Here is a 12,813-nt window from a genome sequence, read left to right on the forward strand (position 1 = left end):
TCTGAGGTTTTCTGTTCATTCCTGATTTTCCTTGTTTATTAAGAGAGAGGGGTCAGAATTAGGGGCAAACTAAGCGTAATAAGTTTCTGAATATAGAGGTTTTTGCGTTTCGTTCTTGATTATATATGATAAGATAGAAAAATAAATTTCGTATTTTTATCGGAGGGATTTTGCTTGGAAGAGAATGAAAAAGTATATGATATAACAATTATCGGAGGCGGCCCTATTGGTTTATTTACCGCTTTTTATGGCGGTATGAGACAGGCGTCTGTGAAAATTATAGAAAGTCTGCCACAGCTGGGCGGGCAATTATCCGCCTTATATCCAGAAAAATACATTTACGACGTTGCAGGCTTTCCAAAAGTACGGGCACAGGAGCTTGTCGATAATTTAAAGCAGCAAATGTCTAAATTTGAACCAACTGTGGTACTTGAAGAGGCTGTTCAAACCGTTGAAAAACAAGCTGATGGTGTGTTTAAGATAACAACTAATGGTGGTACACATTTTACAAAAGCCATTATTATCACAGCTGGGAACGGAGCGTTCCAACCACGCAGAATTGAATTGGAAGAAGCGGCTAAATACGAAGGGAAAAACCTTCATTACTTCATCGATGATTTAAATCATTTTGCCGGCAAAAAAGTGGTGATATTCGGTGGAGGAGATTCCGCAGTTGATTGGGCGCTTATGCTTGAACCCATCGCTGAAAAAGTAACAATCGTTCATCGTCGAGATAAATTCAGAGCACACGAACATAGTGTTGAGAATTTAAAAAAATCAAATGTTGAAATTAAAACCCCATTTATCCCTGCTGAATTCCTTGGTAACGACGAAGCCATTACACAAGTGGTCGTGCAGGGTGCAAATGGTGAAGATAAGGAAGTCATCGATGTCGATGCAGTCATCGGGAATTACGGTTTTGTATCCTCTCTTGGACCAATTAAAGATTGGGGATTCGAACTTCAAAAAAATACAATTGTTGTGAACTCAAAAATGGAAACGAGTATTCCAGGCATCTACGCAGCCGGCGACATTTGTACCTATGATGGCAAAGTGAAACTTATTGCCAGCGGCTTTGGCGAAGCACCTACGGCCGTCAATAACGCCAAGCAGTATATTGATCCAAAGGCTCGAATCCAACCGATGCATAGTACGTCAATGTTCTAAGAATTGATGAAAGGAACCAAGTGGAGGATGAAAAATCCCTTCTACTTGGTTCCTTTTTGTTTACCTGTTTTTATAGAGGGTAAAAAATAAATAAGTAATTTATGAAAGGGTGTTTCCATATGAAAGTATTAGTAGCTGGAGCAAATGGAACAACAGGCAGACAAATTGTAAGCTTATTAGCTAAAGAAGAAAATCATACGGCACTCGCTATGATTCGAAAAGAAGAACAAATTGAGGATATCAAAAAAGCGGGCGGCGAACCAGTCTTGGCCGATCTCGAGGGAAATCTTGATCAAGCAGTCCAAGGTGTCTCTGCAGTTATTTTTGCAGCTGGTTCTGGTCCAAAAACCGGCCCTGACAAAACGACAGCCGTTGATCGTGATGGGGCCATCTCTTTAATTAATGCAGCAAAAAAAGCGGGAGTAAAACGCTTTGTCATGTTAAGTGCGATTGGATCTGACACACCGGAACAAGGACCAGAAGGCATGCAGCACTATTTCAAAGCAAAGCTTGATGCCGATGAGCATCTTAAGCAAAGCGGACTAACCTATACGATTGTTCGTCCAGGCGCATTAACGAATGAAGAAGGTACAGGGAAAATTATTGCACAGAATAAACTTGAAGATCCGAAAGGAAAGATTTCTCGAGCAGATGTTGCACAAGTTATCGTTTCTTCCCTAGAAGACGAAAAAACGTATAATCAAACCTTTGAAATTCTGAATGGGAATGTCCCAATCAAAGAAGCCATTTCTGATCTATAAAAAAAAGCACCTGAAATGATTTCAGGTGCCTCTTTTTTGTATTAACAGCTTTCTGGTGTTCCTTCATTCTTCGCTGTTTTAAAAGATGATCCACAACCGCAAGAAGCGATGGCATTCGGATTCTCTATGGTAAAACCGCCGCCCATTAGCGACTGTTTGTAGTCAATAGCCGTGCCATTTAAAATCGAAGCATCGTTTTTATTGACTAGGATTTTGATTTCAAACTGTTCAAGCTGCTGATCATTTTCTCCAGCTTCTTGTTCAAAGCCCATACCATATGAAAGACCGCTGCAGCCTCCTCCTTTTACAGCTACCCGTAAAAAGGAACCTTCTTCTTCATTGTGTTTCATCATTTCTTTTATTTGAAAAGCCGCAGCTTCTGTAATTGTTACTACTTCACTCATTTAAAACCCTCCCTTAAGTTTGATGAGGAATGTTTCTCTATTAGTATATACTGAAAATCAGTTACTTCTCAACTTTCCGATCCAAAAATAGGAATATCTTTTTAAAAAGCAAACTTATCTATGATCACCATTCATTTAGAACATTGGATTGTCTTTAAGGTATTGATAAATATTACTAACCAGCTCTTCTGTTGTTTCTCCAGAAACAGGATCACCATTCACTAAAGCATAAAGACTTGCCGCGCATTTTCCACATTGACTGAGGCATCCATACTCCACAATATCTAAATTCGGATCACGTTCTAATTGCTCTAAAGCTTCCTGTGCTCCGCTGGCTAAGTTACTTATACAAAATTCAATTATAGGCTTCATACTCTCACCTCACATTACTAACAGATTATCCTATCCCTTTTTTTCTAAACAGTCAATTCATTTAGCTTACAATTATCAAAATTGTTATATAATTAGTTGTGATTTATCGACAATTTAGATATACTTTTTAGTGGTATATAATGCAGTAAATGCGCGGACAAACGGGGATTTAGGGGAAATATCTGCAACGAGAGTAAATTGCGCTCAGTATTGAGTAGTGACTCTTAGTTGCACAAAGGGGAATTATACATGAAGAACTTAGTCATACTAGGCGGAGGGTATGGAGGAATGCGAATCCTTGAGCGATTGCTTCCTGGACATCTTCCGGACGAAGTGTCCATTACACTTATTGATCGTAATCCTTACCATAGTTTAAAAACAGAATTCTACGGTCTAGCTGCTGGAACAATTCCAGATCAGCATATACGTGTGGGGTTTCCTGATCATCCAAGACTTGAGAAAGTGTATGGTGAAATTGAATCTATAGACTTAGAACATAAACAAGTCATTCTTTCAAATCAAGAACCAGTGCCTTACGATGATCTTGTTATCGGTCTTGGCTGTGAAGATAAATATCACAGTGTTCCAGGTGCAGATGAGTTTACGTACAGCATTCAAACAATAGACAAATCACGCCGTACATACCAAGCATTAAATAATCTTGGTTCTGGGGGAACGGTTTCGATTGTCGGCGGAGGGTTAAGCGGAATTGAACTCGCTAGTGAGCTTTGTGAAAGCCGTCCTGATCTAAAAGTGAAACTGTTTGATCGTGGTCCGCATATTCTATCTACGTTTCCTGTACGACTGTACACGTATGTAGAATCATGGTTCACAAAGCATGGTGTAGAAATAGTCCACCATGCAAATATTACAAAAGTAGAAGAAAATATTCTTTATAATAATGATCAGCCTACACAGAGTGACGTAGTTGTCTGGACAGCTGGAATCCGGCCGAATCGAATCGTCAGAGAAATGGACATTGAAAAAGACAAACAAGGCCGGGCTATTCTTACACCACAGCACTTTCTTCCAACCGACGACAGTGTTTTTGTAGTAGGAGATTGCGCGAGTCTTCCACATGCTCCAAGTGCACAGTTAGCAGAAGGACAAGCCGAACAAATCGTTCAGGTCCTTCAAAAAAAATGGGCGAATCAACCACTTCCTGAGAGCTTCCCATTGATTAAGCTTAAAGGGACATTAGGCTCTTTAGGTAAGAAGCAAGGCTTTGGGCTAGTAGCCGAACGTCCAATTACTGGACGAGTGGCACGTCTCTTAAAGTCAGGCATTCTTTGGATGTACAAAAATCATAGAGGATAACCCTAAGCTTGCAGAAACTTTCTGCAAGCTTGTTTTTATTCTGATCCTTCTTCATAGCCATATTCTTTTAATTTAGCAGCAATGGTTTTTAACCTTGGATTGCCTTCCCCCATAATTTCTCCCTCTATTAAGACAATGGGATAAAAAAGGTCTTCTTCAATTATTCTGTTTACAAATTGCTGAATCACAGGGTTATCATGTGAACTGTCAATATCAAAATAGTTCATTTGTATATGTTGGTTTGGGAATTTCCGATTTAGTGCAGCTCCAAGCCATTCATACGTATCTTTAGATGAAGGCATTCCTACACAGCTTGCGCAAACCTGTTCCGCTCCAAATACTTGTACTTCAGTCTCTTTGTAATTCATTATTTAGCATCCCCTAACTTTATTCTTCTGAATTTAAAAATAAGGCTTGTTTGAAAATTTTATACGTAGTTACAGATGGATTTTTTGCTTCCTGAGCATTATAATAAAGAGTATGAAAGGAGTCGATTGCAATGTCTGAACAGACAATGGAAGTACAGGTTCAAGAAGTTTTAGATAAGCTTCGTCCGTTTCTTCTTCGTGACGGCGGTGACTGTGAGCTTGTAGACGTAGATGAAGGAATCGTTAAATTACGTCTTCTTGGCGCATGCGGCAGCTGTCCAAGTTCTACAATTACCCTTAAAGCCGGTATTGAACGCGCTCTTCTTGAGGAAGTTCCTGGCGTAGTGGAAGTTGAACAAGTATTCTAAGTAACTTCAATATAGTAAAGCTGGCCTGTATAGGCCAGCTTTTTGTTTTATTTTTTACTTGTCTCTATTCCATCTCCTTGTGCAAAAACCATTGCCTTGCTTCCTTCATTATCAATATTAATCAGCTGCACTGTGTATGCTGGAAAAGTAGTTACCAAACACTCCAAAACCTGACCGGCTTTTTCCTCCTCCACGAGGCATAATACCGTAGGTCCAGCCCCGCTTAGTGCTGTTCCGACAGCACCACTATCCCTTGCTGCTTCTTCAACTTTGGACAAATGAGGCACCAGCGTACTACGATATGGCTGATGAAATCGATCCTTCTTCATCATTGCCCCAGCTAGCTCCCAATTACGTGTTAATAGCGCCGTCAGCAGAACATTCGCTGATGCACTGGCTAACACGGCATCTTGGTACCCTAAGCTTTTTGGTAAGACATTGCGTGAATCGTCTGTCCGAAGCTCATAATCTGGAATAACTGCAATCACCTTAATACCTTCTAAAGGATAGGATATTACATGTGTTTCCTCCTCCGAATGCCAGCCGACAACAAGTCCACCAGTAACGGATGCCCCAGCATTATCTGGATGCCCCTCCAATAGGGATGCATGACGGATTTTTTCTTCTGCAGATAGATGCAGATTGCCTGCAATATTGGCAAGTTCAATTCCAGCGACAATTGCAGATGCACTGCTTCCTAATCCACGCGTCAATGGAATGTCACTGCAAACGGTCATACGGCATGGCCTTAGTTCTTTATTATAGGCTTCAGCCACTTTTTTAGCGATTGAGACAATATAATTCGTTTCATCGGCAGGAAATACCTTAAGATCTTCTGATAGAGGTATCACTTCCCACCTTTCCGAAAAGCTTCCACGGACCTCTAAATACAGCGCAAGCGCTAGTCCAATTGAATCAAATCCTGGTCCTAGATTTGCAGTACTTGCTGGAACCTTGATTGAAAACATTGCCTCTTCACTCATACTTTTACCGCACCCTGCAGATGCTCAATGATGATTTTTTCATCCATTGGCAGCAGTTCCGCTTTGATTGAACTCGTCTCAACAGCCACATTCGGATCCTTCAGGCCATTTCCAGTTAATACAGCAACGATTTTAGAACCGCGTTTGATTTCTCCGCTGGCCAACTGTTTACGAATTCCAGCAATCGAGGCACATGAAGCTGGTTCAGCAAAGATCCCCTCTTTACTCGCTAACAGGTGATAAGCTTCTAGTATTTCTGCATCAGAAACTTCGTCGATTTTACCGTTTGATTCTTCAGCCGCTTCTACAGCAAATTTCCAGCTTGCAGGATTTCCAATTCGGATTGCTGTAGCAATGGTTTCTGGTTCCTCAAACACACGATTGTGTACAATCGCCGCTGCACCTTCGGCTTCAAATCCTCTCATCTCTGGAAGCCCTGTCTGTTTCTTTTCATTGTATTCCTTAAAGCCTTTCCAATAGGCCGTAATATTTCCAGCATTACCTACTGGAAGGGCTAGAATATCAGGTGCATGACCTAAAACATCTACAATCTCAAAAGCCGCTGTTTTCTGTCCTTCAATCCGGTAAGGATTAACCGAATTAACTAGTGTAATAGGCGCAATCTCACTGATATTACGGACAATTTGCAGCGCATTATCAAAATTACCTTCAATCGAAATAATTTCAGCTCCATACATGACCGCTTGGGCTAGTTTTCCCATGGCAATTTTTCCTTCTGGAATGACGACGATACAACGTATATTTGCTCTAGCCGCATACGCAGCCGCAGCAGCAGACGTATTTCCAGTGGAAGCACAAATGATTGCGTCACTGCCCTCTTCAATTGCTTTAGCAACGGCCATTACCATGCCGCGATCCTTAAAAGAGCCTGTTGGATTTAACCCTTCATATTTTACATAAAGGTCAATTCCCCATTCCGCAGAAAGGTTGTTACATTTAATAAGAGGAGTATTGCCCTCATGAAGGGATAAATCAGGTGTTTGATCATTGATTGGCAGATAGTCTATATATTCTTTTAACAGTCCGTTCCAACTCATTTTCCATTCTCCCCTTCAACACGGTACGTGCTTTTGATTTCTTTTACCATTTCATAATCATTCATTTTTTGTTGTATTTTTTCAAAATTTTCAAGAGTTGCGCGATGTGTTACAAGCACGATTTCTGACGAATGCTCTTCCTCCATCGGCAATTGCAGTATTTTATCAAAGCTGACACCATGTTCTGCAAATAGTGTGGTGATTTTTGCAAGTACTCCCACTTCGTCCTTTACATGCAGACGGAAAAAGAACTTCGCCTTAACTTCTGAAGGCTTCTTAAGCGTTTTTGAATATTGAGGCGAAACAGCACTTCGTCCATTTACACCTAATCTCATATTCTTCATAACAGATACGAGATCAGATACTACGGCTGTAGCTGTTGGAAGACTTCCTGCACCAGGACCATAAAACATCGTTTCCCCTACCGCTTCTCCATAGACATATACCGCATTATATTCATTGTTTACAGATGCTAAAGGATGATGTTCCGGAAGCAAGGCAGGCTGAACACTTACCTCTACCTTATCTCCATCTCTAGAAGATAAACCAATAAGCTTCATCGTATATCCGAGCCTCTTGCTATATACTAAATCTTCCTCCGAAATGCCCGTGATCCCCTCATACTTCACATCTGCTAGATCGATATTCATTGAGAATCCCAACGTAGAAAGAATCGCCATTTTACGCGCAGCATCTAGTCCGCTGACATCCGCAGTTGGATCTGCTTCTGCGTATCCAAGTGCCTGTGCTTCCTTTAATACATCTTCGTAGGCACTGCCATTTTTACTCATTTTCGTAAGAATAAAATTGGTGGTACCATTCACAATGCCCATCATTTTTGTAATCCGATCTGACGATAATCCATCTACAAGCCCACGTAAAATCGGGATACCTCCTGCAACACTAGCTTCATAGAATAGATCACATTGATTTTCAGTGGCAACTGTCAGCAGCTCTGAACCATATAAAGCCATTAAATCCTTGTTAGCCGTTACTACGTGCTTTTTATTTTTCAAAGCCTCTAAAAGATAGCCTCTCGTTTCGTCAATACCTCCCATGACTTCGATAATGACGTCGATTTCCGGATCATTTAAAACATCCGCAGGATTCAAAGTAAGCTTCCCTTCAGGAACTTCCACATCACGATCCTTATTCAGATTTTTGACAAGAATTTTCTTTATTCGAACGGGACAGCCGATTTGATGGATTAGCTTATCCTGATTTCTTTCTATGATTTTTACTACTCCAGATCCAACCGTTCCGAGTCCTAGTAGGCCAATTGAGATAGTTTTCATTTCCGTTTCCCCCTGCCGTCTGTATATCCATTAAAAACATTTGTTTTTCTATAGTAGACATTATAAATTTATTTTTCTAAAATTTCAATAGGTGACTCCCCATTTTCCTCATTACTCTGTTCGAATCCTCGTTAAACTAGCAGAATACACTGAAATTTCTTTTTTTAAAAAGTGCTTTCCATTAAGGAAAGCACTACTTTCAAATTTACCTATAAATTCTTTAGGCTAGTTTTTGAAGACAAAACAATCTGTGGATTTTTTGCAGGATCAAGCCAAGAAAGAATACGAACAACATTTTTCTCTGTTGTTGCCGCACATCCAGCGGTACTTGTTCCTCTACCCCGCCAGACATGAAGGAAAATGGCACTGCCCTTCCCTTTAATAACAGGGTCCATATTATACGAAATCACAGCTCCGTATCTATAAAGAGGATGATTCATCACCTCATAAGATTTCCACTTTTTATCTGGATTACCTGTGTAACGCACCCATTTGTTATAATCTTTTGATGCTGGATCATCTACCCAAAAATCATTCTTCGTCGTTTTTTTGTAAGGCCACGTTATCGAATCAAGTTTTTTTGTTTTTCCAAAGGCTGTCCCAAATGCATACATTCCTATTGGGGTTTTTCCATCACCCTCACTTTTTTGATTGGTGAAGCCTTTTTTACCAACGACCCCAGACATCTTAATTAATACTCTTCGCCACTCCCCATACTTGTTTTCATATGCTCGAATGGCGGCACTTGTACTGGTATTCTTTTCTCCAATGACAGTCAAAATCTGTTTTGCACCTTTTTCCTTAAGAGCCTTGTTCATGATTCCTTTCTCATCTACGGTGAAGACTTCTTTTGCAGAATGGGCTTTAACATATACAGGACGGTTATTATAACAAACATGGTACCAACTGTGTTTCCGCTTGACCACAGCTAGTTGTTTCCCTTTCGCCAGCGTTTTCACGGTGACTGATGCAGGGTCCTTTTTTTCTTTCAAGTCCGTTTTTTCCTTTAAAATAATGCTAAAAGCAGTCTTGCTGCATTCAGCAGCTAATGTTTCCTTTGGTTGACTTATACTCAGAATGAAAAGGAACAGTATGAACGTAAAAATAATTCTTTTTTTCAATTAGACAATCCTCCAAAATCTTCTTTTGCTGACAACCACTCTTTATTAACTAATGTTTTAGGCTTCCTTCTAGTTAAAATTCTGCTGATATTTTCTGAACATAAGGTCATCATTTCTATCCTTGTTTCTATGCTTGAACTTGCTATATGAGGAGTAGCAAGCACATTCGGTAATGAAACCAATGGGTGATCAGAACCAATGGGCTCAATTGTGAATACATCCAGTCCTGCCCCGGCTATTTCCCTTTGAACAAGCGCTTTATGTAATGCGTCTTCGTCAACAACACGCCCTCTGGACGTATTAATAAATATGGCTGAATCCTTCATGCGTTTAAATGCTCCCGCATCAAACATATTCTCGGTTTCGTCTGTTAAGGGAGTCATACAGACAACATAATCGGAACGTTCCAGTAATTCTTCGAATCTGCAATAAACAGCCCCTAGCTGCTGCTCAGCTACTGGCTTCCTGCTCCGATTATGGTAGAGAATTTCCATTTCAAATCCAAGGGACCGTCTAGCAACCGCTTCGCCGATTTCTCCCATCCCAATTATTCCTAATGTTTTATGATGAATATCATGACCAGCTAGTAGCAACGGACTCCACGATTGCCAGTTTCCCCGCTTAACTGTTTCAGCACCTTCGGCTATCCTTCTCGCCGTTGCCATTAAAAGCGCAAAGGTGAAGTCCGCCGTTGTATCCGTTAAAACATCTGGGGTATTACATACAGCAATTCCCTTAGAATTTGCAGCTTCCACATCAATATTATCGTAGCCTACTGCCATATTAGCGATTACCTTCAAATTTTCAGCCTGCGCTAAGAGGCTGTAGTCAATTTTATCTGAAATCGTGATGAATAGTGCATCGACCTTTTTTGCCTCTTCAAGCAAAATCTCCGGGGGAACTGCATCTTCTTCAGAGTCCCATATTCTAACTTCAAACTGTTTCTTTAAGTTCTCGATAACATCAGGTACCATTTTCCTTGTAATAAAAACGGACGGTTTACTCATTCTGTAATCCCCTTTCCGTGTCTGGTTATCGTTATCATAACATAGTAAAAAAGGGTGGAAAACAGATTAAGTAAATTTTCTAAATTTTCTTTTTATGTTCTCTACAGCCAACTAATGGATGGGATGTTTAACTGCCTTGCGGGAACTTGAGCAATTTCATAAAATCGCTTTAAAAATTCCTCATAATAATGAGCTGTATCTGTATAGCCATTCAGCTTATCTTCCAATTCATTTGCTCTAGACTCTTTCGGGTTCGAGAAATACTCCTCAATGGTTTCTACATAATGAATAGGGAAGAGCAGCCGTGAATAGAGTAAGCGTGCCGAAAAGCTTGATAGCGTGCCGAGTGCTTGGTAATCATTCATAAATTCTGTAATTTCCGGCTGATGGGTAAGTGGTTTTGCAAAGTACTGTTCCCTTGTCCACTCAGCTATATCTCGGCTTCCATGATCAAATACCCAATCAAATGGGTTCTTGATACAAGGCTTTCCACTCCAGATATCATTGGTAAACCTTTCATAGCAAACGGTTCCACCATCCGTCATAACAGGTGTATCATCGATTTCAGTATCTACCAAATATTGGATTGCGTTTTCTGAAAGGGACATATAGTAAGGAAAACTTTCAATAAATTGTTTCTCAAACGAATTATTCGGATGTGCAACTAACTTGTCATTCCACATTCTTTCCAGCTGGTCAATTCTTTGCTCCCAAAGACCTTTCCACTCACCCACTCTAGAACACTCCTTAATCGGTGTCGAAATGGAACGTGCCCGGTGATGAAACTTGGCCAGTTTCCTGCCCATTTGTGTGCTTCTCCCCTCTTCTTGAGAGGTGTTCTCCAGCAATAAAAATAATTGACCTTCCGTTACGGAAATATAACTCCCCTCTTTGGAAAGAATAAATCGTGAGACATACCTATCTCCCTGAAGAGCTAAATGCTCAGACATTTGTTGTCTTTCAGCTAACTCCGCCTCGTTCACTTCTTCTAATGGGATGATGCTGTAAATGGCATCGCCCGAACGGAAGGCTGGGTATCTGTTTCCTTTCTCTTCCCTATCTACAGTAATACCATACTGATCAAAGATCGTTTGCTCAATCATATTCCCCCGCCTTTTTTTAGAAGTGGCTTCACTACTTAAACATATGATGAAAGAGAAGGATTTCTGAATGATTTTCTAAATTTTAGAATACATTTTGATAATAAGCGCTTTGCTGTACAAATTGTTGGAGAAACGGGTGATTACATGACAGAAAAAGTTAATGTATCTGAACAGACAGCAAAAAGATGGCTGCTGGAGCGTGGAGTAACGATAAAAGATATTGCAGAGCTCGTGATGTTTTTACAATCTAGTTACCATGAAAATTTACAGTTAAAAGATTGTATCCATAATGTCGAACGTGTCTTATCTAAAAGAGAAGTTCAAAATGCAATTTTAACCGGTATTCAATTGGATATGCTTGCTGAGCAAAACATGCTAGAGCAGCCTCTTCAAGCGATAATCGAAACAGACGAAAGTCTATATGGCGTCGATGAGGTTCTCGCTTTTTCAATCGTTAACGTCTATGGTTCAATTGGATTTACTAATTATGGATATGTCGATAAACTGAAGCCAGGAATCCTCAAACATCTCAATGATAAGAGCAGCGGGAAGGTTCACACTTTTCTAGATGATATTGTCGGTGCCATCGCTGCCGCCGCATCAAGCCGTCTTGCGCACCGAGATGAAAACGCAGAATAAACCCGCGTTCGTTTTCTGATTAAGGATCCGGTTTTAACTAAATAAAGCCGGCCCTATTGGACCGGCTTAACGTTATCTGTTAAAATTCCCATTGATCAAGAGAATCAAGTACATGTGTTGGCTTAACATTATATTTAGTCAAATGTTCTTTTGTTGTCACGCCTGTGTGGACAAGTAAGGTGTCCATTCCAGCATTTATTCCTGCAAGGATGTCCGTGTCGTAATTATCACCGACCATAATCGTTTCATCTTTGCTGATACCTAACACTTTCAGTGCCTGTTCTACAATTATTGATTCTGGTTTACCAATGAACACGGGCTGCACGCCGGTTGAGACCGTGACCACCGAAGTGATTGAGCCGTTTCCAGGCAGAAAACCACGTTCTGTCGGCAAAGCAATATCAGCATTTGTTGAGATGAAAAATGCACCATTTCGAACAGCCAGACAAGCTTTTGTCAGTTTTTCATAATTGATACCACGATCAATCCCCATAACGACAAAGTCTGGTTTTTCATCCGTTAAGTGAATCCCCTTTGCTTGAAGAGCGGCAATAATTCCTTCTTCCCCGACTACATAAGCAGTCGAATTGCTTTTTCGTTCTGCAATAAAATTAGCTGTGGCCATACTAGTCGTAAAAACTTGTTCATCCTTTGCTTCTATCCCAAATGCACGTAATTTTTCGGCAACCTGCTCAGGTGTTCTTGAAGAGTTATTCGTAACAAATAAATAGGGAATCTTCCGTTTGACCAGACCCTCAATAAAAGCACCAGCATCTTCAATTTTCTCTGTTCCTCTATAGATTGTTCCATCTAAATCAATAAGGTAACCTTTATAGTGTTTCAATCGATA

15 protein-coding genes are annotated in these 12,813 nt (G+C 40.4%); 5 read left to right on the forward strand and 10 right to left on the reverse strand.

From position 1 onward, the window contains the following. Positions 1 to 174 precede the first annotated feature (174 nt). Together MHI18_RS09035 and MHI18_RS09040 are read left to right on the forward strand one after the other, a co-directional pair. Positions 175 to 1,167: an NAD(P)/FAD-dependent oxidoreductase gene (locus MHI18_RS09035; protein WP_340847029.1), complete on the forward strand. Its 993-nt coding sequence runs from the start codon at positions 175 to 177 to the stop codon at positions 1,165 to 1,167. A 119-nt stretch (positions 1,168 to 1,286) separates the two neighbouring features. Continuing rightward, entirely contained in the window at positions 1,287 to 1,928 is a 642-nt protein-coding gene (locus MHI18_RS09040) for an SDR family oxidoreductase (RefSeq protein ID WP_340847030.1), read from the forward strand. Between the two features lie 41 nt (positions 1,929 to 1,969). Here MHI18_RS09040 and MHI18_RS09045 read toward each other — a convergent pair whose 3' ends face one another. Further along, complete coding sequence (locus MHI18_RS09045) at positions 1,970 to 2,332, reverse strand: HesB/IscA family protein (RefSeq protein WP_040374898.1); 363 nt, start codon at positions 2,330 to 2,332, stop codon at positions 1,970 to 1,972. 135 nt (positions 2,333 to 2,467) lie between these two features. After that, a complete protein-coding gene (locus MHI18_RS09050) occupies positions 2,468 to 2,704 on the reverse strand; it encodes a YuzB family protein (RefSeq protein WP_040374899.1) in 237 nt (78 codons plus the stop codon). A 249-nt stretch (positions 2,705 to 2,953) separates the two neighbouring features. Here MHI18_RS09050 and MHI18_RS09055 point away from each other — a divergent pair, with 249 nt between their 5' ends. Next, positions 2,954 to 4,021, forward strand: coding sequence for an NAD(P)/FAD-dependent oxidoreductase (locus tag MHI18_RS09055; RefSeq protein WP_340847031.1), 1,068 nt, complete (start codon positions 2,954 to 2,956; stop codon positions 4,019 to 4,021). 35 nt (positions 4,022 to 4,056) lie between these two features. Here MHI18_RS09055 and MHI18_RS09060 read toward each other — a convergent pair whose 3' ends face one another. Then, a complete protein-coding gene (locus MHI18_RS09060; RefSeq protein WP_340847033.1) occupies positions 4,057 to 4,389 on the reverse strand; it encodes a YuzD family protein in 333 nt (110 codons plus the stop codon). Between the two features lie 131 nt (positions 4,390 to 4,520). On the opposite strand from MHI18_RS09060, the gene MHI18_RS09065 reads away from it, so the two are divergent. Continuing rightward, the gene (locus MHI18_RS09065; protein ID WP_040374902.1) at positions 4,521 to 4,757 is read left to right on the forward strand and encodes a NifU family protein; all 237 of its coding nucleotides are present in this window, start codon (positions 4,521 to 4,523) and stop codon (positions 4,755 to 4,757) included. Positions 4,758 to 4,804: 47 nt separating this feature from the next. Here MHI18_RS09065 and thrB read toward each other — a convergent pair whose 3' ends face one another. The 6 genes from thrB to yutH all read right to left on the reverse strand — a co-directional run bounded on the left by thrB (position 4,805) and on the right by yutH (position 11,324). Beyond that, complete coding sequence (gene thrB, locus MHI18_RS09070; protein ID WP_340847034.1) at positions 4,805 to 5,740, reverse strand: homoserine kinase; 936 nt, start codon at positions 5,738 to 5,740, stop codon at positions 4,805 to 4,807. Beyond that, positions 5,737 to 6,798, reverse strand: coding sequence for a threonine synthase (gene thrC / locus MHI18_RS09075; RefSeq protein WP_340847035.1), 1,062 nt, complete (start codon positions 6,796 to 6,798; stop codon positions 5,737 to 5,739). The genes thrB and thrC overlap by 4 nt, the downstream gene beginning before the upstream one ends. Continuing rightward, positions 6,795 to 8,093 carry a homoserine dehydrogenase gene (locus MHI18_RS09080; RefSeq protein ID WP_340847036.1) on the reverse strand — a complete coding sequence of 433 codons (1,299 nt, stop codon included), beginning with the start codon at positions 8,091 to 8,093 and terminating at the stop codon, positions 6,795 to 6,797. Before MHI18_RS09080 ends, thrC begins: the two co-directional genes overlap by 4 nt. Before the next feature lie 209 nt (positions 8,094 to 8,302). Then, a complete protein-coding gene (locus MHI18_RS09085) occupies positions 8,303 to 9,214 on the reverse strand; it encodes a L,D-transpeptidase family protein (RefSeq protein ID WP_340847038.1) in 912 nt (303 codons plus the stop codon). Continuing rightward, positions 9,211 to 10,221, reverse strand: a complete 1,011-nt coding sequence (locus MHI18_RS09090) for a 2-hydroxyacid dehydrogenase (protein WP_340847039.1) — start codon at positions 10,219 to 10,221, stop codon at positions 9,211 to 9,213. Before MHI18_RS09090 ends, MHI18_RS09085 begins: the two co-directional genes overlap by 4 nt. Before the next feature lie 101 nt (positions 10,222 to 10,322). After that, entirely contained in the window at positions 10,323 to 11,324 is a 1,002-nt protein-coding gene (gene yutH, locus MHI18_RS09095; RefSeq protein WP_340847040.1) for a spore coat putative kinase YutH, read from the reverse strand. Between the two features lie 144 nt (positions 11,325 to 11,468). Between yutH and MHI18_RS09100 the strand changes: the two genes are divergently transcribed. Further along, a complete protein-coding gene (locus MHI18_RS09100) occupies positions 11,469 to 11,963 on the forward strand; it encodes a phosphatidylglycerophosphatase A family protein (RefSeq protein WP_340847041.1) in 495 nt (164 codons plus the stop codon). Between the two features lie 79 nt (positions 11,964 to 12,042). Here the strand turns inward: MHI18_RS09100 and MHI18_RS09105 are convergent, their stop codons facing one another. Further along, positions 12,043 to 12,807: a TIGR01457 family HAD-type hydrolase gene (locus MHI18_RS09105; RefSeq protein WP_340847043.1), complete on the reverse strand. Its 765-nt coding sequence runs from the start codon at positions 12,805 to 12,807 to the stop codon at positions 12,043 to 12,045. Positions 12,808 to 12,813: the final 6 nt, after the last annotated feature.

The organism is Peribacillus sp. FSL H8-0477 (assembly GCF_038002765.1).
In the GTDB taxonomy this organism is placed as follows: domain Bacteria; phylum Bacillota; class Bacilli; order Bacillales; family DSM-1321; genus Peribacillus.